General features: G+C 63.7%; 15 protein-coding genes and 1 pseudogene. 11 read left to right on the forward strand and 5 right to left on the reverse strand.

The features are described 5' to 3' along the window. Positions 1–119: 119 nt before the first annotated feature. The 3 genes from C7W88_RS11455 to C7W88_RS11465 all read left to right on the forward strand — a co-directional run bounded on the left by C7W88_RS11455 (position 120) and on the right by C7W88_RS11465 (position 6,990). Positions 120–2,228, forward strand: a complete 2,109-nt coding sequence (locus C7W88_RS11455; protein WP_118074728.1) for a bifunctional rhamnulose-1-phosphate aldolase/short-chain dehydrogenase — start codon at positions 120–122, stop codon at positions 2,226–2,228. 189 nt (positions 2,229–2,417) lie between these two features. Next, positions 2,418–3,542 carry a TIM barrel protein gene (locus tag C7W88_RS11460; RefSeq protein WP_240344596.1) on the forward strand — a complete coding sequence of 375 codons (1,125 nt, stop codon included), beginning with the start codon at positions 2,418–2,420 and terminating at the stop codon, positions 3,540–3,542. A 40-nt stretch (positions 3,543–3,582) separates the two neighbouring features. Then, on the forward strand, positions 3,583–6,990 hold the full coding sequence (locus C7W88_RS11465) for a glycosyl hydrolase (RefSeq protein WP_118074729.1): 3,408 nt from the start codon (positions 3,583–3,585) through the stop codon (positions 6,988–6,990). On the opposite strand, the gene C7W88_RS11470 is transcribed toward C7W88_RS11465, so the two are convergent. After that, positions 6,950–7,954, reverse strand: coding sequence for a LacI family DNA-binding transcriptional regulator (locus C7W88_RS11470; protein WP_162896011.1), 1,005 nt, complete (start codon positions 7,952–7,954; stop codon positions 6,950–6,952). The two genes, C7W88_RS11465 and C7W88_RS11470, sit on opposite strands and share 41 nt — an antisense overlap. Positions 7,955–8,197: 243 nt before the next feature. Between C7W88_RS11470 and C7W88_RS11475 the strand changes: the two genes are divergently transcribed. The 4 genes and pseudogenes from C7W88_RS11475 (at position 8,198) to C7W88_RS11490 (ending at position 13,383) form a co-directional block, all read left to right on the forward strand. After that, positions 8,198–10,411: a beta-glucosidase gene (locus tag C7W88_RS11475; RefSeq protein WP_118073634.1), complete on the forward strand. Its 2,214-nt coding sequence runs from the start codon at positions 8,198–8,200 to the stop codon at positions 10,409–10,411. Positions 10,412–10,413: 2 nt separating this feature from the next. Next, positions 10,414–11,943: a carboxylesterase/lipase family protein gene (locus tag C7W88_RS11480; protein ID WP_240344597.1), complete on the forward strand. Its 1,530-nt coding sequence runs from the start codon at positions 10,414–10,416 to the stop codon at positions 11,941–11,943. Between the two features lie 148 nt (positions 11,944–12,091). Continuing rightward, entirely contained in the window at positions 12,092–12,526 is a 435-nt protein-coding gene (locus tag C7W88_RS11485) for an Rrf2 family transcriptional regulator (RefSeq protein ID WP_118073635.1), read from the forward strand. 114 nt (positions 12,527–12,640) lie between these two features. Further along, positions 12,641–13,383 (forward strand): annotated as a pseudogene (locus C7W88_RS11490) (outer membrane protein assembly factor BamD). 7 nt (positions 13,384–13,390) lie between these two features. Here the strand turns inward: C7W88_RS11490 and C7W88_RS11495 are convergent. From C7W88_RS11495 to C7W88_RS11505, 3 genes are all read right to left on the reverse strand, one after another. After that, entirely contained in the window at positions 13,391–14,245 is an 855-nt protein-coding gene (locus C7W88_RS11495; RefSeq protein WP_240344599.1) for a DUF481 domain-containing protein, read from the reverse strand. Between the two features lie 162 nt (positions 14,246–14,407). Beyond that, positions 14,408–15,472 carry a glycosyltransferase family 1 protein gene (locus C7W88_RS11500; RefSeq protein ID WP_118073637.1) on the reverse strand — a complete coding sequence of 355 codons (1,065 nt, stop codon included), beginning with the start codon at positions 15,470–15,472 and terminating at the stop codon, positions 14,408–14,410. Beyond that, positions 15,469–16,380, reverse strand: a complete 912-nt coding sequence (locus C7W88_RS11505; protein WP_205525170.1) for a UDP-2,3-diacylglucosamine diphosphatase — start codon at positions 16,378–16,380, stop codon at positions 15,469–15,471. Before C7W88_RS11505 ends, C7W88_RS11500 begins: the two co-directional genes overlap by 4 nt. 146 nt (positions 16,381–16,526) lie before the next feature. On the opposite strand from C7W88_RS11505, the gene recN reads away from it, so the two are divergent. Genes recN through C7W88_RS11525 form a run of 4 tightly spaced genes read left to right on the forward strand, consistent with a single transcriptional unit; the run spans position 16,527 to position 21,449 of the window. Then, positions 16,527–18,191, forward strand: a complete 1,665-nt coding sequence (gene recN / locus C7W88_RS11510; RefSeq protein WP_118073638.1) for a DNA repair protein RecN — start codon at positions 16,527–16,529, stop codon at positions 18,189–18,191. Further along, positions 18,188–18,880 carry a GNAT family N-acetyltransferase gene (locus C7W88_RS11515; RefSeq protein ID WP_240344601.1) on the forward strand — a complete coding sequence of 231 codons (693 nt, stop codon included), beginning with the start codon at positions 18,188–18,190 and terminating at the stop codon, positions 18,878–18,880. Before recN ends, C7W88_RS11515 begins: the two co-directional genes overlap by 4 nt. Then, positions 18,880–20,946: an NAD-dependent DNA ligase LigA gene (gene ligA / locus C7W88_RS11520; RefSeq protein ID WP_370073122.1), complete on the forward strand. Its 2,067-nt coding sequence runs from the start codon at positions 18,880–18,882 to the stop codon at positions 20,944–20,946. Before C7W88_RS11515 ends, ligA begins: the two co-directional genes overlap by 1 nt. Next, positions 20,946–21,449: a CinA family protein gene (locus C7W88_RS11525; protein ID WP_118073640.1), complete on the forward strand. Its 504-nt coding sequence runs from the start codon at positions 20,946–20,948 to the stop codon at positions 21,447–21,449. The genes ligA and C7W88_RS11525 overlap by 1 nt, the downstream gene beginning before the upstream one ends. Here the strand turns inward: C7W88_RS11525 and C7W88_RS11530 are convergent. Further along, a complete protein-coding gene (locus C7W88_RS11530) occupies positions 21,434–22,231 on the reverse strand; it encodes an enoyl-CoA hydratase/isomerase family protein (protein ID WP_118073641.1) in 798 nt (265 codons plus the stop codon). The two genes, C7W88_RS11525 and C7W88_RS11530, sit on opposite strands and share 16 nt — an antisense overlap. Positions 22,232–22,283: the final 52 nt, after the last annotated feature.

Genomic DNA, 22,283 nt, shown 5'->3' on the forward strand with positions numbered 1-22,283 from the left:
GTGCGGGGCTTTTTTGTGCCCATCGCTCAAACAATCACAAACGATCATTCTTGATCGTTTTTGCGCAAAGTGCTACTGAGTCGCTGACCGCGAGATCGCGCAACAGTCTGCAGGATGCCATGAACGCCCACACCCCGATTACTGCCGCCCTTCCGTTCGCCGTGCCGGCCAGCCGTTGGGACGATGCGGTCGCTTCGCAGCTCAGCCCTGCCGAACTGCTGCTCTACCGCTCGAACCTGCTCGGCAGCGATCTGACGGTGACCAACTTCGGCGGCGGCAATACCTCAGCCAAGCTTGAGGAGGTCGATCCGCTTACCGGCGAGAAGGTCGAAGTGCTGTGGGTCAAGGGTTCGGGCGGAGATATCGGGTCGATGAAGCTCGATGGTTTTGCCACGCTCTATCAGGCCAAGCTGCTGGGGCTGGAGGCGCATTATTCTGGTCCTGACGATGACGACAAGATGGTCGGCTTCCTGCCGCACTGCACCTTCAATCTGAACGGCCGCGCGGCCAGCATCGACACGCCGCTGCATTCGTTGCTGCCGTTTGCCCATGTCGATCACGTCCACCCCGACGCGATCATCGCGCTGGCAGCGTCCTCAGGCGGCGAAGCGGCGACGCAGGAAATCTGGGGCGGCAAGATCGGTTGGCTCTCGTGGAAGCGCCCCGGCTACACGCTGGGCGTGATGCTGCGTGATTACGTGAAGGCGAACCCGCAAGTTGAAGGTGTGATGCTGGCGGGCCACGGGATCATCTGCTGGGCCGACAGCGCCAAGGCCTGCTACGAGCACACCGTGCAGCTGATTGCCGACGCTGCGAACTACCTGAACGCCAAGCTTGGCAGCGCACCTGCCTTCGGTGGCCAGAAGGTTGCGCCGAACCCGGATCGCGCTGCCATCGCCGCCGACCTCATGCCCCGTCTGCGCGGCTTCATGACCGGCGCGCGCCAGAAGCTCGGCCACTTCTCGGACGATGCCGAAGCGCTGGAGTTCACAGGCTCGGCCGACTTCGAGCGCCTTGCTGCACTGGGGACGTCATGCCCCGATCACTTCCTGCGCACCAAGATCGCACCGCTGACGCTTGATCCCGCGCGTCTGCAGGACGATGCCTATCTGGCGCAGAAGATCGCCGATTATCGCGAGATGTATGCGGCCTATTATGAACGCTGCAAGCGGTCCAACTCGCCTGCCATGCGCGATTCCAACCCGGTCGTGGTGCTCGTGCCCGGTGTCGGTCGCATCACCTTCGCCACCGACAAGACCACTGCACGGCTTGCTGGCGAATTTTATGGAAACGCCATCAACGTGATGCGCGGCGCCGAGGCAATCGGTGACTACATCGCGTTGGACGAGCAGGAAGCCTTCGACATCGAGTACTGGCTGCTCGAGGAAGCCAAGCTGCAGCGCATGCCTGCGCCCAAGCCGCTGGTCGGCAAGATCGCGCTCGTCACCGGCGGGGCAGGGGGCATCGGTGCCGCCTCTGCCGCTCGTCTGCTGCGCGAAGGTGCCTGCGTGGTTCTGGCGGATCGCGCAGCCGATGCGGTCGAGGAAGTGCGCGCTGGCTTTGCCAAGCAATTCGGCAAGGATGTCGTGCGCGCTGCCGTGTGCGACGTCACTGACGAAGCTCAGGTAAAGGCCGCTATCGATGTGGCGGCGCGCGAGTTTGGCGGGCTCGACATCCTCGTCGCCAATGCCGGCATTGCCTCGTCCGCGCCGATCGAGGAGACCACGATCGAGCTGTGGAATCGCAATTACGACGTGCTGGCGCAGGGCTATTTCCTTACCGCCCGCGCTGCCTGGCCGCTGATGAAGCGGATGAAGGAGCAGGGCGGTTCGTCGGTGGTTTTCATCGGTTCGAAAAACGGCGTGGCTGCGGCGACCAACGCCAGCGCCTATGCCTCGGCGAAGGCGGCAGCAAACCATCTCGCACGCTGCCTGGCGCTGGAAGGCGCGCCCCACGGCATCCGCGTCAACACCGTCAACCCGGACGCCGTGATCAAGGGCAGCAAGATCTGGGACGGCGACTGGCGCAAGGAGCGCGCCGGAGCCCACGGCATCGACAGCGGCAAGGAACTGGAAGAGCACTACCGCCAGCGCTCGATGCTCAAGCGCGACGTCTTGCCGGAAGACATTGCCGAAGCTGTCTATTTCCTCGGTTCGGACATGAGCGCAAAGTCCACCGGCAACATGATCAACGTCGACGCGGGCAACGCGCAGGCCTTCACGCGCTAAGTCTTCCGGAGAGGAATAGGACATGACCGAACTGCCGATCTCGGCCGACCTGATCGCCGAACGCAACGCCCTTCACGCCGAGGCGCTTGACGAAGACTACGCCGCGCTGGGCCGCAAGCTGGCCCGCACCGGTATCGATATCGATGCGATCAAGGACCGCGTCGCGGGCTTTTCCGTCGCCGTGCCTTCGTGGGGGCTGGCCGTGGCGGCACGCGGTTTGCCAAGTTCCCGATTGCCGGCGAGCCGACCAACATTCACGAGAAGCTGGAAGATTGTGCGGTCATCCAGCAACTCAGCCGCGTCACCCCGCGCGTGTCCCCGCACTTCCCGTGGGACAAGGTCAGCGACTTCAAGGCATTGCGTGAAGAGGCTGCTGCGCTCGGCTTGGGTTGGGACGCGGTAAATTCGAACACGTTCCAGGATCAGGTTGGCCAGGCGCATACTTACGCCAACGGATCGCTTGCCGCGCACGACGCCGCCACGCGCCAGCAGGCAGTCGATCACAACATCGAGTGCATCGAGATCGGCCGACAGCTCGGTTCCACCGACCTTACGGTGTGGGTGGGTGATGGCACCAACTTCCCGGGGCAGCAGGACCTTGGCCGTAGCCTTGACCGCTATCTCGAAGCGGCTTCGAAGATCTATGCCGCGCTGCCCGATGACTGGCGCATGCTGCTGGAACACAAGATGTTCGAACCGGCCTTCTATTCGACCGTGATTAGCGACTGGGGCTCCTCGATCCTTGCGGCGCAGGAACTTGGTCCGAAGGCCAAGTGCCTCGTCGATCTCGGCCACCACGCTCCGAACGTGAACATCGAACAGATCGTTGCCCGCCTGCACCGCTTCGGCAAGCTTGGCGGCTTCCACTTCAACGACAGCAAATATGGCGATGACGACCTCGACAGCGGGTCGATCAACCCGCACCAGCTGTTCCTGGTGTTCAACGAACTGGTCGAAGCCGAGCTAAATCCGCGTGACGGCTTCAATCCAAGCTACATGATCGACCAGTCACACAACGTGACCGATCCGATCGAATCGATGCTGTCGAGCGCCGAGACGATCACCCAGTGCTTCGCCAAGGCGCAACTGGTCGACCGCGAGGCGCTGCACGCGGCACAGGAAGCCAACGACACGATGATGGCGTTCCAGGCCCTGCGCCGCGCCTACAACGTCGACGTTGCGCCGATCCTCGCCAAGGCGCGAGTGGAAGCGGGAGGGGCCATTGATGTGCTCGAAGCCTACCGCCTCAGCCAGTACCGCGGTCGCAAGGCGCAGGAGCGCAAGGCGGTCGGACTGGGCGCAGGCATCGTCTGATTTGCAATTTCATAAACAGAACAAGTCTGGAGAGAGCATGATGAACATCCGCCGGGGCCTTTCGGTCGCCACGATCCTTGCTTGCAGCACGCTGCTCTCGCCAGTTGCCTTTGCCGAGGCTCCTGCTGCCGATCAGGGCGCGACGAGCCCTGATCCACTGGCCCAGCAATTCCAGGACCCGCCAATGGAAGCGCGCCCACGCGTCTGGTGGCACTGGATGAACGGCAATATCACCAAGGATGGGATCGCCAAGGATCTCGACTGGATGAAGCGCGTCGGCATTGGCGGCCTGCAAAACTTCGACGCCGGGCTCCAGACCCCACAGGTCGTGGACAAGCGTCTCGTGTACATGACGCCGGAATGGAAGGACGCCTTTCGCTTCGCCGCCAGCGAGGCTGACCGCCTCGGCCTTGAGCTCGCCATCGCGGCTTCACCGGGTTGGTCGGAAACCGGCGGCCCGTGGGTGAAGCCTGAAGATGGGCTGAAAAAGGTCGTTTGGGCAGAAACGCGCCTTCAGGGTGGAAAGCGGTTCACGGGCAAGTTGCCGATGCCTCCGGTCACCACCGGGCCTTTTCTGGACATGCCGGATTCAGATCCGCTGGCTGCGATCACCGGCGAGCATGGCTTCAAGGCTCCCGAGCTGTATAGCGATATTGCGGTGCTCGCGCTGCCGGACACGGCAGCGGCAGACGTGCTTCCCGCCTTCAGTTCGGGGGGCAAGCCGATCTCTGCCGCGGAACTGGCGGATGCCAGCCTGCAGACTGGCGTGACCCTGCCCCGTGGTCCGGCAGAGGCGCCGACAACCTTGGTGGCGAGCTACGCCAAGCCGCAGACGATACGCTCTGCGACGATTGCCATTCCCGGCGCGAAAAGCATGTTCGCGGGGCCGACGCTCGACATTCGCCTCGAGTCCAGCATCGACGGCACCGCATGGCAGCCTGTCGCAAGCCTACCGGTCACCGGCGCGCCGTCGACCGTCAGTTTCAAGCCGGTGACAGCGCGTCATTTCCGTCTGGTTTTTATGCCCTTGCCGTTCAACGGCTCCAATATGGGCGATCCTGCGCCTGGTGCCATTGCAGGCGGCTTTGTCGAAATGATCGCGGCGAGCGCGAAGGCGCCGCTCGAGATCAAGCAATTTCGCCTGACTTCCGAAATCGCCGTTGACCAGTTCGAAGCCAAGGCGGGCTTTGCGATCGCACGGGATTACGATGCGCTCGGCGAACCAGACAGGGGTGCCGTCGGCGTTGATCCTTCGAGGGTCATCGACCTGACAGGCAAGATGCGCCCCGATGGCTCGCTCGATTGGACGCCGCCAAAGGGGCGGTGGCGTGTGATCCGCTTTGGGTCGAGCCTGCTTGGCACAACCAATCATCCCGCCCCGCCTGAGGCGACGGGTCTTGAGGTCGACAAGTTCGATGGCAATGCCGTTCGTCGCTATCTCGAACACTACATCGGCACCTACAAGGATGCGGCGGGTGAGGATCTCGTCGGCAAGCGAGGCGTTCGCGCTCTCCTGACCGATTCCATCGAGGTAGGCGCGGCCAATTGGACGCCGCGCATGGTCGAGCAGTTCAAGCGACTTCGCGGATACGATCCGATGCCCTACCTTCCCGCTCTGGCTGGCGTGGTCGTGGGCACGCGCGATCAGTCGGACAAGTTCCTGCGCGATTACCGCCAGACTCTCGCCGATCTCATGGCATCCGAACACTACGGGACAGTTGCCAAGGTGGCGCACGAGAACGGCCTGAAGGTCTATGGCGAGGCTCTCGAGGACAACCGTCCCTCGCTTGGCGATGACATGGCAATGCGCAGCCATGCCGATGTGCCGATGGCCGCCCTGTGGACCTTCAGCCGCAAGGCCGGACCCAACCCCAGCTATCTCGCGGACATGAAGGGCGCAGCCTCGGTAGCGCATGTCTATGGCCAGAACATCGTTGCGGCAGAATCGATGACGTCTGCCTTGGCGCCGTGGGCCTACGCTCCCAATGAATTGCGCCGCATCATTGATCTGGAGTTCGCCAGCGGCGTGAACCGCCCGGTCGTGCACACTTCGGTGCACCAGCCGGTTGACGACAAGGTGCCAGGCATGTCGCTGGCCATCTTCGGCCAGTTTTTCAATCGCCATGAAGCATGGGCCGAACTTGCCCGGCCGTGGGTCGATTACATGGCGCGGTCCTCTCTGCTCCTGCAGGCAGGCCGCAACGTTGCCGACGTTGCCTACTTCTACGGCGAGGAAGGACCGATCACGGCCCTTTATGGGCGCAAGCCGATTGCCGACGCACCCAAGGACCATGCCTATGATTTCATCAATCGCGATGCGCTGTTCGATGCGATCGAGGTGAAGGATGGAGAGATCGTCGCCAAAGGCGGGGCGCGCTACAAGGCGATCCAGCTTGGCGGATCGACGCGGCGCATGACCGTCGCGACATTGCGGCGCCTCGCTGCGTTGGTCGAGGCGGGTGCAACCGTCGTCGGTCAGGCGCCCGAAAGCTCGCTCGCGCTGACAGACGGCGATGCCGATTTCGCAGCACTGGTCGCGAAACTGTGGTCTGGCTCACCGGTGACGCGGATTGGGGCAGGGCAGGTCATCGCCTCTGCCGATATCGATGCTGCACTTGCGAAGGCGGGCGTGTCGTCGGACTTCCAGATGTCGGGAGCCAGTGCCGATGCCGAGGTGCTGTTCGTCCACCGCACCTTGAGTGACGGCGATCTGTGGTTTCTGAACAACCGCAAGGCGGTGGATGAGCGGGTAGAGGCGCGCTTCCGTATCACCGGAAAGCAGCCGGAACTGTGGCACGCCGATAGCGGGCGTTCGGAGCCTGTATCCTACCGCATCGAAGACGGCGAAACGATCGTCCCACTGACGCTAGGTGCCGAGAGTTCCGTTTTCGTCGTGTTCCGCAAACCCGCCAAATCGAACGCTTTGATGATCAAGAAGGTCGTGCCCACTGCGGTGGCCAAGCTGGACCGGCCATGGCAGGTCGCCTTCCAGGCAGGACGTGGCGCACCTGCAGGAATCACTTTGCCGAAACTGGCATCGCTGAGCGACCAGGCCGATCCGGGTGTCAGGTACTTCTCGGGCATGGCGACCTACACCAGCAGCTTCGTCTTGCCCAAGAGCGTCAAATCTGGCGCGCCGCTTTGGCTCAACCTCGGCGAGGTGGGCGAGATCGCCGAAGTATCCGTCAATGGCAAGCACGTCGGCTATGCCTGGCACAAGCCCTACCGGGTCGATCTGTCCGGTGCAGTGCGGAATGGCGTGAACTCGGTAGAGGTCAAGGTTGCGAACCTATGGGTCAATCGCCTGATCGGCGATGCACAACCCGGTGCGAAAAAGGTGACCTGGACGTCGTTCCCGACGTATAGTGCCGATGCAGCGCTCCGCCCGTCAGGGCTGATCGGCCCGGTTACGCTTGAGACTGCGGGGGAGGGGCAGTCGAATCCCTGATTACAAGCTTAAACCCAAGCTCGGAAATCTTGCCTTCCTGCTCGTCTCTTCTGAGCAGGAGGGCTGCGGCCGCCTGGCCCATTTCCTCGATTGGCTGATACACGGTCGTCAGATAGGGCCAGACTGACCGCGCAATCCAGCTGTCGTCGAAGCCGCAGACGGAGATGTCGTCCGGCACTTTCAAGCCTGCCTTCGAGCAAGCTGCCATCACGCCGGCAGCACTGTCGTCGTTGCAGGCGAAGACGGCGGTCGGCCTAGGACTTTGGGCGATCAGGGTTTCGCCGGCGGCAATTCCACCTTCGAAAGAAAACCCGCCATCGGCGTCGATCACCGGCGCGGTGTTGCCGAGCCGCTCCAGTTCGGCGATGAAGCCGTCTCGCCGGCGGGCTGCGGCCCGGTGCGACGCCGGCCCCCGCATGACTGCGAAGCGGCGATGACCAAGGTCCCACAGATGCCTGGCCATGGCAGCAGCTGCTGCAGCGTCATCGATGGCAATTCCGGGACCACGCGCATTATCCAGCGCCGGGGCGATCCGGACATAGCGAATCTTGCGCGCCTCGAGAAAGTCGAGAAGGAGCAGATTGTCCGACAGCGGCGGGGTCAGCACGAACCCGTCGCAGCGATTGTTACGGATCAGGGCTTCCAATAGCGCAGAAAATTGTGCGTTCGGTACGGTGGAATCGATATTGTCGATGCGCAGATGATATTGCTGGGAGCGTACGACGTCATAGACGCCCTTCTGAATTTTCATGGTGTAGTGCGGGCTGGGATTGTCCAGCAGCAGGCCGATGATGAATGTGCGTGATCCGGCAAGCGAGCGGGCGGCTGCATCAGGCACATAGTTGAGCTCTGCAATCGCAGCCTCGACCTTTGCTCGCAGGGTTGCCGATACGTGAGGTTCGCCATTTATGACGCGAGACACGCTTTTCAGCGACACGCCTGAAAGACGTGCCACATCGTCCATGGTGGCCCGGGCGGAGCTCGCCGGAAAAGTCGGGGAGGTCATGCGTCTCTTTTTGGCAATACAGGGATGGAAACCGCTGTGCGAACATTCACAACTTGAAACCTAGTCCTTGTACGGGCGCTCCACAAGAACCCTATTTTACGGATTGGGGTTTCTGTTCCTACGCTTGACAGCGCTGCCAATAGTCTGGCAGGTCCTCGGCCATCGAGTGGTCAATCCGCTGTGAAATTCAGGAGACTATGGATGTCAAAGGTGTGGCGCCTCTTGGTGGCGGCGAGCACGATGGTGGCTGCTGGCGCGACGGAATCCCAAGCCCAACAAGCTTCTGCAGTCGACATGAAGGCGGCCGATGCGCGTGCAGCGGCGACGGTCGGTCAGATGACGGCGGACGAGAAGGTGGTGCTGACCCATGGCATCATGCCGCTGCCGCTGGGCGGGCCGACTCCGCCGATCCCGGCCGATGCGATTGCAGGGGCCGGCTACATTCCGGGGATCGAGCGCCTGGGCGTGCCCGCGCTCAAGGAAACCGACGCGAGCCTTGGCGTGTCCTACGTGATGGGCATCCGCAAGGACGGGGCGACGGCGCTGCCTTCGGGCGTGGCGCAGGCCGCATCGTGGAACCCTGACCTGATGTATCGCGGGGGTGCGATGATCGGATCGGAAGCGCGGGCCAAGGGCTTCAACGTGTTGCTGGCCGGCGGCGTCAACCTGATGCGCGATCCGCGCAATGGCCGCACCTTCGAATACCTTGCCGAAGACCCGCTGCTTTCGGGCATGCTGGTGGGTGCAGCGATCCGCGGCATCCAGTCGAACAACATCATCTCCACGATCAAGCACTTCGCGCTGAACGGGCAGGAGACCGGGCGCAAGTATGTCGACGTCAAGATCAGCGAGGGCGCCGCGCGCGAGAGCGACCTGCTCGCCTTCCAGATCGGCATCGAGCAGGGCCAGCCCGGCTCGGTGATGTGCGCCTACAACCGCGTGTGGGGCGAACAGGCCTGCGCCAACGACTGGCTGCTCAACAAGGTGCTGAAAGTGTCGTGGGGCTACAAGGGCTTCGTGATGTCGGACTGGGGCGCGGTGCCGAACATCGAGGCGGCGCTGAAGGGGCTCGACCAGCAGTCGGGCGAGCAGCTCGATCCCGGCGTATTCTTCGGCGACAAGCTCAAGGACAAGGCGGCGGCTGACCCTGTGTGGAAGGCGCGTCTGGATGACATGAACCGCCGCGTGCTGACGGCGATCTATGCCTCGGGCCTCGACAAGAACCCGGCCAAGCCCGGCGGCAAGATCGATTTTGCCGCCAATGGCATAGTGGCCGAGGAAGTCGCGCGGCAAGGCATTGTCCTGCTCAAGAACAACGGCGCGCTGCCGCTGGCCAAGAGCGCCAAGTCCATCGCCATCATCGGTGGCTATGCCGATGGCGGCGTGCTCTCGGGCGCGGGATCCAGCCAGGTGCATGGCGAGGGCGGCCCAGCCGTGACCCGTCCGATCGGCGGCAAGGGCGTGTGGGCCGGCTTCATCGCCCAGCAGTACCACCGCTCCAGCCCGATGGACGCGATCCAGGCGCTGGCCAAGGACGCCAAGGTCACCTTCCGTGACGGGCGCTACATTGCCGACGCGGTGGAGAAGGCAAAGCAATCCGAAGTCGCCATCATCTTTGCAACGCAGTGGACCACCGAAGGCCTCGACGTGCCCGACCTGTCGCTGCCCGATGGCCAGGACGAGCTGATTGCGGCTGTTGCTGCCGCCAATCCCAACACCATCGTCGTGCTGGAAACTGGCGGCCCTGTGAAGATGCCGTGGCTGGACAAGGTCGCAGGCGTCATCGAGGCCTGGTATCCGGGTGCACGCGGCGGTCCCGCGATTGCCTCGGTGCTGTTCGGCGACACCAATCCCTCGGGCCGCCTGCCGCTGACCTTCCCGGCCAGCGAAGCGCAATTGCCGCGCCCCAGGCTCGATGGCAGCGATTGGGTCGAGCCGGACTTCTCGGGCAATCCCTCATCGGGCAGCGACAAGCTGGTGTCCGATTATGACATCGAGGGCTCGGACGTGGGCTATCGCTGGTTTGCGCGAAAGGGCGCCAAGCCGCTGTTCGCGTTCGGCCACGGCCTGTCGTACACGACGTTCGAAAGCACAGGCCTCAAGCTGAAGGGCATGACTGCCAGCTTCACCGTGAAGAACACCGGCAAGCGCGAGGGCGCTGAAGTTGCGCAGCTTTACCTCGTCGACCGCGCAGGACAGGCCAAGCGCCGCCTCGCCGGGTTCCAGCGCGTGAACCTTGCCGCAGCCGCTTCGCAAAACGTCAGCCTGACCATCGACCCGCGCATCCTTGCTGACTGGAAGGACGGCGGCTGGACAATGCCGGCAGGTGAATACACCTTCGCCCTTGGCAAGGATGCCGAAACGCTGGGCACGCCGGTCAAGGTAAAGCTGCCAGCCAAGACCTGGAAGGATTGAGGATGCGTGTCATTGCAACGCTGGCGTTGGGTGCAGGAATGATGGCCCTGTCTTCAGGTGTCGGCCATGCTGCCAAGCCGTCTTCGACTGTGACCAAGGAGGTCGTCGTTGAAACCGCGTCAGGGCCAGTTCGCGGCACTGAGGCTGCAAACGGCGTCTCGGCCTTCCTTGGCATCCCTTATGCTGCACCTCCCGTAGGGGATAACCGCTGGCGCGAGCCGCAGCCGCCGACGTCTTGGACCTCGGTGCGCGATGCCACCAGATACGGGGCAGATTGCCTCCAGGCGCCATTCCCGCCCGATGCGGCACCGATTCGAACCACGCCTGCGGAAGACTGCCTTTTCGTCAACGTCTGGAAACCCGCATCGGCGAAGCCGGGGGCCAAATTGCCAGTGATGGTCTGGGTCCACGGTGGCGGGTTCGTCAACGGCGGCTCCTCGCCTGCGGTTTATTCCGGCGAGAACTTCGCGCGCGACGGCGTGGTGCTGATCAGCCTGAACTATCGCCTTGGTCGCTTCGGCTTTTTTGCGCACCCGGCCTTGGCGGCTGAAAGGTACGGCGGCAACTTCGGCTATCTCGACCAGATCGCGGCGCTCCGCTGGGTGAAGGCCAATGCCGATAGATTTGGCGGCGATCCGGCGAACGTCACCGTTTTCGGAGAAAGCGCAGGCGGCATGTCGATGCATATGCTGCTGCAGGCTCCCGAGGCGCGTGGGTTGTTCCAGAAGGTCATCATAGAGAGCGGTGCCGGGCGCGAACGCTCCTTGCCGACGCCAACCATTGCAGGTGCAGCCAAGGCCGGTGAGGCTTTTGCCGCCGGTCTCGACGCTGCAGCGCTGCGGGCCTTGCCGGCGGAGAAGGTCACAGGTGATCTTTCAATGATGACCATGTCGCAGCCCTCCTATTCCGGACCGATGGTCGATGCCCGGACCATTTTCGGCAGTCCTGTCGAGGCAATCGCCGCCGGACTCTATGCCAGGGTTCCGATCATGGTCGGCGCAAACTCAGCAGACGGGCTTCCCTTCGGTACCGATAAGGCCAAGATATTTGCCAGCTACGGCGAACGGGAGGCAGAGGCGCGAAAGCTCTATGATCCGACTGGCGACGGCGCACCTTTGCAGGTCGCGGTCATGACCAGCGCTGATCGCACGTTCATCGAACCGGCACGTGCCGTGGCAAGGGCCCTGGCAAAGCGGGGGCAGGCGGCATTCCTGTATCGGTTCGCCTATGCGCATCCGGATTTCCGCAAGGCCATGGGTGGTGCGCCGCACGCCAGCGAACTGCCCTATGTTTTCGACACTGTCGCGGCCCGCACGCAATGGAAGATGGTCCCGGGCGAGCAAGCGGTCGCGACCGCCACGCACAAGCTGTGGATCGATTTCGCAACCCACGGAACGCCGGGACCGGCGTGGCCGGCCGCTACCGCTGACGACACCAAGGTCATGCTTATCGCCGAAGGGGGTGCGAAGCATGTTGAAGACCCCTATCGTGCCCGGCTTGATTTCGTGGAAAGCACTGCCGAGGCAAAGTGAACCGCGCGTTGCCTTTGTGACGGGCGAGGAATGCGCTGGCCCGGTTCCTCGAAGGAACCGGGCTGGACTAACGGTAAAGTGCAGAAGACCCCACCAGTAATTCTACCAAGCGCGTTGACATTCGCGTTCGAGTGTTCATGTCTTTCTCATGCTCTCGCAAAAGACGCGATATACTATCCGGGCGCTTCAGCATCTCTCCGACACGTTCGGACAGGGGCCCGTGCGTCTCGATGCCATCGCCGAGGCGCAGAACATCCCGCGCAAATTCCTCACCGTCATCCTCTCCGAAATGGCGCGGGAAGGGATCGTCATCTCTCACCGGGGGAGGGACGGTGGATACGAACTGGCGCTTCCGCCGGTCGATATCCGCTATGGTGACATCATCCGGCTGACACGCGGCAGCCTTGCGCTGGTGCCTTGCGCGGCGCGGAACGCTCACGAAACCTGCACCAATTGCCTGCCCGAGGCCGAGTGCCGGTTGCGCGGTTTGATGCTGCAATTGCGCGATGAAACGGCAGCTATTCTCGATCGCATGACGCTGGCCGATCCGATTGCGGTCGAGCCTCCTTTCACCGAGGCGTAAAAGACCGCAACTTCACTTGGCGTTCAGGAACCGGCTGGCTATAGGGTCGGCATGACCGTCCTCGATATGCGCCGCCCGTTGCGCTTCGCCGTCCTCGCCGCCGCTACCGTCGCCATGGGCGTGACTGCCGGCTGCGCGGGCGGGGAAACAAGAAGAAGGACGTGGCCTACGTCGCGCGCGACGTCGATACGCTCTACGCCGCTGCGAAGGACCGGCTTGACCGTGGTGATTCGAAGCAGGCAGCCGCCCTGTTCGACGAGGTCGAGCGCCAGCATCCCTATTCGCCATGGGCACGCCGCGCCCAGTTGATGAGCGCGTTCAGCTATTATGTTGCCCGGGACTACTCGAAGTCGGTTCAGTCGGCCCAGCGCTTCCTGTCGATTCACCCCGGCAACAAGGACGCGCCCTACGCCTACTACCTCGTCGCTCTCTGCTATTACGAGCAGATCTCAGACGTCACGCGCGACCAGAAGATCACGCAGCAGGCGTTGACCGCCATGAACGAGCTGGTGCGCCGCTACCCCAACACCGATTACGCTGCCGATGCACGGCTCAAGATCGACCTGATCAACGATCACCTTGCCGGCAAGGAAATGGAGATCGGCCGCATGTACCAGCGCAGCGGCAAGTGGCTGGCCGGGACGCTCCGTTTCCGTACTGTGGTTGAAAAATACCAGAGCACCAGCCACACGCCCGAAGCGCTTTACCGGCTGGTCGAGAGCTACCTCTCGCTCGGCTTGCCGCAAGAGGCGCAGAAGGCTGCAGCGGTGCTGGGCACCAATTATCCGGGCAGCAAGTGGTATGAGCGCTCGTTCGATCTGATGAACAAGCACGCCCCGGGCACCACCGCCGCCTGACGGCGCTTCAGAACCCGTAGACCAGCGTCAGCCGACTCGTCGTATCCGTGCCAAGCCGGCCGAGTTCCGGTGCGGTTTCGTGCTGCACCATGTACGATAGCCGGGCCTTGAGCTTGCCGATCAGCCGTGAGTCGAGAGCCGCCAAGGTATAAAACGTGCTGCCATGCGCATCGAAATAGGCATTGGCATCCTGGCTGTATTCGAGGCTCGGCGTCAGCTTGATCTTCGCTTCCAGCGATGCCAGCCCCGCCACGACGGATTCACGCTCGCCTTCCACCGGGTTTGTAACGCGCCACGCCGGTCCCGCCTTGATGCTCAGCTTGGCATCATCGGCTTTCAGCAGACTGTAGCCCAGCCCGCCCGAAATGCTGTAGCGCGAGGCAAAGCCTTGAAAGCGGTCCTGCTCGAATTGGCCGAGGCCGTAGAGATAGCCTCGGCTGTCGAACTTGTAGTTTGGCTCTGCCGAGAAGCGATATTGTTCGCGGGTGACCACGTCCGCCGTTTCCTGGTAGTCTGCTCGGGCAGTGGTGGCGATGCGCCAGTTGGCGCCCTCGGCCAGCAGCTTGAAGCCGCCAACCAGTCCGATGCCCGGAGCATTGCCGGTGTTGGCAAATGCGCCGGCTTCCCCTTCGCCGGCAATTTTCGGTTCTTTTGCGGGTGTCGCCGCGGCCTCTGACTTTTTGGGTTCGCCTTGCCTGCTGGCTGGTGCCGCAACCAGCGCAAAGCTGGACGATTTGCGCGTGGCCACTCTCTCGTCAATCGCTTCTGCGGCACTCGGGAATGCAAGCTTGGCAGCACGAATGACGGCTTCCGCATCGGCGCGATTGCCTGACGCCAGTGTTGCGTCAATCAGATCCGCCACACCTGCCGGCAATTCACGCGAGGCTGTGACTTCGGGCGTTTCCGACGCAATTACAACAGGTTGGGGCGGGGCATCTGCAAGCATTGGGGTGGGTCTCCGTGACCGCGCCCATAGCATGGCATCCTCGATAGATGCCACCGCCTTTTGTCTGATTACATGGCTTCAGGCGAACGCATATGCGCTGGGCTCGCGTATGGCATCGCCCACGGCCTCGAGGAACTGATCGGTCGCGCGGTCCCAGTTGTATCGTGCACCTTGGACGGCCGCGCCGATCCGATCACAGCGCAAGGCCTTCCGGATCGCCAGGCCAAGGTCTTCGTCCAGAGCGCCGATCTGCATTGGCAGGTCGCTGGACGGGCCGTGGCCATCACGCCCGATGATATCAAGCGGCCCCGGCACGGGATAGGCTGCGACCGGCAATCCGCAGGCAAGAGCTTCGATCATGACAAGGCCGAAGGTATCGGTCCTGCTCGGAAACACGAAGACATCGGCCGAAGCATAGGCCCTCGCCAGTTGCTCGCCATGGCGCGCGCCGAGAAAGACCGCCGCAGGATACTGTGCCTTCAGTTTTGCCAGCGCTGGGCCGTCTCCGACGATCACTTTCGTGCCTGCTACATCCGCATCGAGAAATGCCGTCAGGTTCTTCTCGATCGCGACGCGACCGACATTCAGCATGATCGGGCGGGGCAGATCCGCCAGTTCGGGCAGAGGTTCAAGATTGGGACGGAAACGATCCCGATCTATGCCGCGCGTCCAGAGCCGGGTCTGGGTCACGCCGTGGCCGGCCAGCTCTGCCGCCAAAGTTGGCGTTGATACCAGCACCGCGCGGCTGGCACCGTGAAAGCGCCGCATGACCGGCCAGAAGCGTTCGGGTTTCAAGCCGGTGCGGACAGCTGCATATTCGGGAAAGCGGGTGTGGAAGGCGCTGGTGAACGGCACGTTGTTGGCCTTGCACCAGCCCCTTGCGCTCCATCCGATCGGACCTTCCGTGGCGATATGCACCACGTCGGGAGCGAAGTCTGCCAAGGTGCGTCGCGTGCCGAACCGGGGAAGCATGGCAAGGCGGATCTCGCTGTAGCCCGGCAGCGGCATCGTCAGGAACTGGCTTGGCGTTACTAGTTCGACTTCGTGACCTCGGGCGATGAGGCGATCGACCGTTGCCGCCAGAGTCCTGACGACGCCGTTCACCTGCGGATGCCAGGCATCGGTGCAGATCGCGATCCTCATGCCGGTTCCTCCTCAAGCTGCGGAATGGGCTTCAATGCGGCCTTGACTGCAGCTGCGCGGCGCGTGTCCTCGGCCCAGTCGATGATCGACATGCTGCCGTCGAACTCTTCGGAGAGAGCCGTGCAACTCTCCACCCAGTCACCATCGTTGTAGTAGGTCACGTCGCCGATCTGGCGGATCTCGGCGCAGTGGATGTGCCCGCAAACGACGCCATCGACGCCCATGTCCCGCGCCGCATGCGCCACTGCTTCTTCGAAGTCGCAGACAAACTGGACCGCGTTCTTGACCTTCTTCTTGAGGTATGCCGATAGCGACCAGTACGGCATCTTGAGGTGCCGGCGCGCAATGTTGAACAGCACGTTGGCGCGCAGCAGCAACGAATAGGCCTTGTCGCCAAGGAACGCCAGCCAGCGTGCATAGAGCACCACGCCGTCGAACCCGTCCCCATGGGTGACCAGCAGGCGACGTCCGTCGGCGGTCTCGTGAATTGTCTCGAGAGCCAGTTCCACCCCGCCAAAGCTCATGCCGGCATAGGGGCGCAGCATCTCGTCGTGATTGCCAGCTATCAGGATCACGCGCGTGCCGCGGTGCGCCATCTTGAGGATGCGCCGGATCACTTCATTGTGGGCATCGGGCCAGTACCAGCCCTTGCTCAGCCGCCAGCCGTCGACAATGTCGCCGACAAGGTAGAGCGTCTCGCATTCGATGGATGCAAGGAAATCCAGCAGCATCGGAGCGTTGCACCCTCGCGTGCCGAGGTGAACGTCGGAAATCCACACCGTGCGCAGGCGGCGCTTGGGCCTGAAGCCGCGTGGTTCGGGCAGATCCAGCCAGGCGGGAGCAGACGAAATCAGATCTGCGGCGGATTTGAACGGCGTCTTGCCGTCGAGTTTCGCATGCGATGCCATGAGCGAACCTTTCTCCATCTGCACAGCTCATTGGCGGATTCGCGTTGCGGCCGTGTGGCACGCTGTCACTCGAATGAAACAAGTGGAGAACGAAACGCTTCAGCGTGCGTGGACGAGCGCGCCACAACCGGCTAGAGAATCGCGCGATGCTCACCAGCCTGTCGATCCGCAATGTCGTGCTCATCGAGGCGCTCGATCTCAGCTTTGCCAGCGGGCTTGGCGTGCTGACGGGCGAAACCGGCGCCGGCAAATCGATCCTGCTCGATGCACTGGGCCTTATTCTGGGCGATCGCGCCGACAGCGGCCTCGTTCGCAGCGGCGAAGATCAAGCCAGCGTCACTGCCACATTCGAATTTGACCGGATGCCCGCTGCGATCCGCGCCGCGCTGAACGAGGCCGAGATCGAGGTTGAACCGGGTGAGCCGCTGATCATCAAGCGCCGGGTCCGCGCTGACGGCGGCTCCAAGGCCTTCATCAATGACCAGCCGGTCGGCGTCGCCCTGCTGCGCGAACTGGCGCGGAGCCTGGTCGAACTGCACGGCCAGCACGATGATCGTGGCCTCGTGAACGCACGCGGCCACCGCGCCCTGCTTGACCGTTACGCCGGAGCAGACGCGGCAGGCGTCGATGCGGCATGGACCAAGTGGCGCAAGGCCGAGGATGCGCTCCACTCTGCCCGTGCCGCAGTTTCGCGCGCTGCCGAAGAGCAGGACCTGCTGCTCGCTCATCTGGCCGAACTCACTGCCCTTGCTCCGGTTATCGGCGAGGAGGACGAACTTGCCGGCCAGCGCGCCGATATGCAGAAGGGTGAGCGGCTTTCGGGCGACCTCGTCGAACTGCAGCGCTTGTGGGAAGGTTCGGACTCCGCCCTTGCCACGCTGCGCAGCGCTGCCCGCCGGCTTGACCGCATCGCCACTGAGCACCCGCTGCTGGCCGAAGCGCTTGAGGCGCTGGACCGGGCGGTCATCGAGGCGAGCGAGGCCGAGGACAAGCTGGCCCGCGCCGCCGAAGCGCTGGCCCACGACCCCGCGCTGCTTGACCGCATCGAGACGCGCCTGTTCGACCTGCGCGCCGCTGCCCGCAAGCACGGCTGCACGGTTGATGAGCTCCCCCACAAGATAACCGAGATGCGCACTGCGCTCGACGCTATCGAAGGGGGCGAGGCCCAGATCGCTGGTCTCGAAAGGACCGCGCGTGAGGCGGCGCTGGACTATCAGGCCAAGGCCGAGACGCTTTCGGTCCAGCGTGCCGAAGCTGCGCGCAGGCTGGACAAGGCGGTTGCGGCCGAACTGGCCCCGCTCAAGCTCGACGCCGCCAAGTTCCACACCGCGGTCCTGAGACTGCCCGAGGACCGCTGGGGCGCAGGCGGGATCGATGCCGTCGAATTCCTGATCTCGACCAACCCTGGTGCGGATTTCGCCCCGCTCGGCAAGATCGCCTCGGGCGGCGAACTCTCGCGCTTCATCCTCGCGCTGAAGGTCGCGCTCGCCGAAGAGGGCGGTGCAGCGACGATCATATTCGACGAAATTGACCGCGGCGTCGGCGGTGCCGTGGCCAGCGCGATCGGCGATCGTCTTTCGCGTCTGGCCAGCGGCGGACAGCTGCTTGCCGTGACGCACAGCCCGCAGGTCGCGGCGCGCGGGGACCGGCACTACATGATCGCCAAGTCCTCCGAAGGCACTGTCACCCGCACCTCGGTCAGCCTGCTTGACGACGCGGCCCGCAAGGAAGAAATCGCCCGAATGCTCTCGGGCGCCGAAGTGACGGCCGAGGCGCGCGCGCAGGCCGACCGCCTGCTGGAGCGGGCGTGAGCGAGCCGGACACGATCCTGAAAGTCGAAGTGCTTGATCGCCCGGTCTGGCATTCGCTGGGCGGTCCCCAGAAGGTGCTCGATGTCGGTCATGGTGAGGTTCGCCGCCTTGATCCGGCGTACGGTCCATTTGCCGCATCCTTGCCCGGTCAAGAGCACTCCCTGGCAGAACACCTGGCCGGGGCGGAGATCTGGCTGGTCGAACCAGAGGCGGTTGCCGCGCCTTCTGGTCTGCACGTCCTGAAGGTAGCGCCGTTGTTGCAAATGATCGCCGATGGCCCGATCGAACCGTATGATGACCCGGAGATCATCCAACTGGGCGAAACGGATGCTGCAGAAATGGCGGAGCTGGCCCTGGCCACCGAGCCCGGTCCTTGGGCGGCGCAGACGTGGCGCTACGGCCAGTTCTACGGAATACGCATCAATGGTCGCCTTGCCGCGATGGCAGGCGAGCGCATGCGCCCCGCCGCCAACCTTGCCGAAGTCAGCGGCGTTTGTACCTGGCCGGAGTTCCGGGGCAGGGGCCTTGCCGCGCGCCTGATCCGCAAGGTTATGGCCGGCATGGCAGCGCGGGGCGAAGTGCCCTACCTGCACAGTTACGCCAGCAACGCCTCGGCGATCCGCCTTTATGAAAGCCTTGGCTTCCGCGCCCGCCGCCCCATGGTTGCCACGCTGCTTGGACCTGCATGATGATCGAGATTTCCGAAGCCGAAGCCGCCAACGAGCTAATGCGCCTCGCGCGCCAGATCGCCAGGCACAACCGGCTTTACCACGCCGAGGATACGCCCGAGATTTCGGACGCCGAGTACGATGCGCTGGTGCGCCGCAATGCCGAGCTTGAGGCCGCGTTTCCGCACCTCATCCGGCCTGATAGCCCGAGCGCCCAGGTCGGGCACGATGTGGCATCGTCGCCCTTGGGCAAGGTCTCCCACGAGGTTCGCATGATGAGCCTCGACAACGCCTTCACCGACGAGGAAGTCGAGGAGTTTGTCGCCCGCGTTTGCCGTTTCCTCGCGCTGTCCGAAAGCGCGGAAGTGGTCATGACGGCAGAGGACAAGATCGACGGCCTGTCCTGCTCGCTCCGCTACGAGAACGGCAGGCTGGTCCGCGCCGCCACGCGTGGCGACGGGCAGGTGGGCGAGGACGTCACGGCCAACGTCGCGCATATCGCCGACATTCCGCAGGAGTTGAAGGGCGCAGGTCTGTTCGATGTGCCCGCTGTCTTCGAGATCCGCGGCGAGGTCTACATGGCCAAGGCCGACTTCCTTGCGCTCAATGCCCGGCAGGCCGAAGCGGGCGACAAGGTCTTTGCCAATCCGCGCAATGCCGCCGCCGGTTCGCTGCGCCAGAAGGACGCAAGCGTCACCGCCAGCCGCCCCTTGCGCTTCCTCGCCCACGGCTGGGGCGCGGCGAGCGAGGTGCCCGCCGCCACACAGTATGAGATGATGCGCAGGATTGCCGAGTGGGGCGTGCCGGTCTCGCCACTGCTGGTCCGCTGCTCATCCGCGGCTGAAATGGTCGCGCATTACCGCCGCATCGGCGAACAGCGCGCAGACTTGCCCTATGACATCGATGGCGTCGTCTACAAGGTCGACCGGCTCGACTGGCAGGAGCGGCTTGGCTTCGTGGCCAAGGCCCCGCGCTGGGGGATCGCCCACAAGTTCCCGGCTGAACGGGCCGAGACGACGCTGGAAGCCATCGATATCCAGGTTGGCCGCACCGGCAAGCTGACGCCGGTGGGTCGTCTGAAGCCGGTGCTCGTCGGCGGCGTTACTGTCACCAACGTCACGCTCCACAATCGCGACGAGATCGGGCGTCTGGGCCTGCGCGTCGGCGATCGCATCGTGCTCCAGCGCGCGGGCGACGTCATCCCGCAGGTGGTCGAGAACCTGACCCGCGAGGAACCGCGCGAAGCCTACCACTTCCCCGACCACTGCCCCGAATGCCAGTCCGAAGCCGTTGCCGAGGAAGGCGAGGTCGACGTGCGCTGCACCGGCGGCCTGATCTGTCCGGCCCAGCGCGTCGAACGCCTCAAGCACTTCGTCAGCCGCGCCGCGCTCGATATCGAAGGGTTGGGCGAGAAGACGATCATCGAGTTCTTCCAGCTCGGCTGGCTTGAAAGCCCGGCTGACATCTTCCGCCTGCGCAAGCGCCGCAGTGACATCGTCGGGCGCGAAGGCTGGAAGGACAAGTCTGTGGACAACCTGTTGGCAGCGATCGAAGGGAAGCGCCAGCCGGACGCGGCCCGCCTGCTGTTCGGCCTCGGCATCCGCCACGTCGGCGCGGTCACCGCCCGCGATCTGATGAAGCGCTTCGTCACGCTGCCGGCCCTGCGCGAGGCGGCCATTGCTGCACGGGAAGGCGGGGAAGCGACTGCAGACCTCCTCTCCATCGAAGGCGTCGGCCCGGTCGTCGTCGAAGCGCTGGGTGATTTCTTCCACGAACCGCACAACATCGCCGTCTGGGAAGACCTGCTCTCGGAAGTCTCCCCACCGCCTTATGTGGTCGAGACAAAGGACAGCGCCGTGGCCGGCAAGACCATCGTCTTCACCGGCAAGCTCGAAACCATGAGCCGCGATGAAGCCAAGGCGCAGGCCGAAGCCCTCGGCGCGCGCGCGGCTGGCTCGGTCTCGGCCAAGACCGACCTCGTCGTGGCAGGACCCGGTGCAGGCTCCAAGCTGAAGCAGGCCGCCGCACTCGGCATCGACGTGATCGATGAAGCCTCCTGGGCCGAAATCGTGAAGGCTGCGGGCTGATGCTGGAGGTGTTGGCCGCAGTCGGCGCTGAAGCGGGAGCACTGCTGAAGCAAAGGCAGGAAACCATCGCCGTCGTCGATGGCTCAACCGGAGGCCTGATCTCGGCAAGCCTGCTCGCCATGCCCGGCGCGTCGGCGTTCTACCTTGGTGGCGGGGTGATCTACACGCTCAAGGGGCGGCGCATGGTGCTCGGCCACGCACCGGGCTCATTGCGCGGCTACACTTCGGCGCAGGAAGACTATGCTCTGGCGCAAGCGCGGCTGATGCGCGAGCGCTACGGTTCCGATTGGGCCATCGCCGAAACCGGCGCTTCCGGCGGCAGTTCACACCCCTTGGGCGTTGCTTCCGGTACCAGCGCGATTGGCGTCGTCGGGCCTGACGGGATCGAGGCCTCGGTGCGAGTGACCACGGAGAGCGACGACCGGCTTGCCAACATGCTGGCTTTCACCAGCGCCGCTTTGATATTGCTGCGCGATACCCTGGCGGCTCACTCCGGCGCGTAGCTCGGCTTACGTTTCTCCAGAAACGCCTGCATTCCCTCGCGGAAATTAGGACTGGCGGCAGTCATCAACTGGTTGCGGTTCTCGATGGCCATCGCCGCTTCGAGGCTCGGCGCATCAATCGCCAGGTTGAGGCCCTCCTTGGTCATCCTCAGGCCCATGGGCGAAGCTGCCAGCAAATCGTCGACATACGTCTGACCGACTGCTTCGAGCTGGTCGTCAGCCACGACCTCTGAAACCAGGCCGGTCGCCAGCGCCCGCGGTGCATGGATAAAGCGACCGGTCAACATTAGCTCGCTTGCCACCGAAGTGCCGACAAGGCGCGGCAGGAAGTAGCTGCAGCCCATGTCGCATGCCGAAAGCCCGAGCTTGATGTAGGCGGCGTTCATCTTCGCGCTTGTGCCCGCAACCCGAATGTCCGACGCCAGCACGAACGAAAAACCGCCGCCGCAGGCCGCGCCGTGAACGAGGCTCACGATCGGCTGCGGGCAGCGCCGCATCTTGATATAGACGTCGGCGAGGTAGCCCTGAAAGCTGAAGCCGCCCGCGAACGGGATTTCCTCGCGGTTCTCCGCGCGCTCCTTGATGTCGAGCCCGGCGCAGAACGCCTTGCCAGCGCCGCGCAGCACGACGACGCGGGCATCGCGGTCATGGAACAGCTTGCCGAAATAGTCCGAAAGCTCACGCACCATCTGCAGTGAAATGGCGTTGAGCACCTCCGGCCGGTTGAGCGTCACCCAGTCGGCCGCGCCGCGCTTTTGGATGGTGAAGGTTTCATAGGTCATCGCGCATCTCCCACCTTAATCGGATGATTAAACGAGAGCGGGCGATGCACAA

The sequence above is a fragment of the Novosphingobium sp. THN1 genome, assembly GCF_003454795.1.
Classification (GTDB): domain Bacteria; phylum Pseudomonadota; class Alphaproteobacteria; order Sphingomonadales; family Sphingomonadaceae; genus Novosphingobium.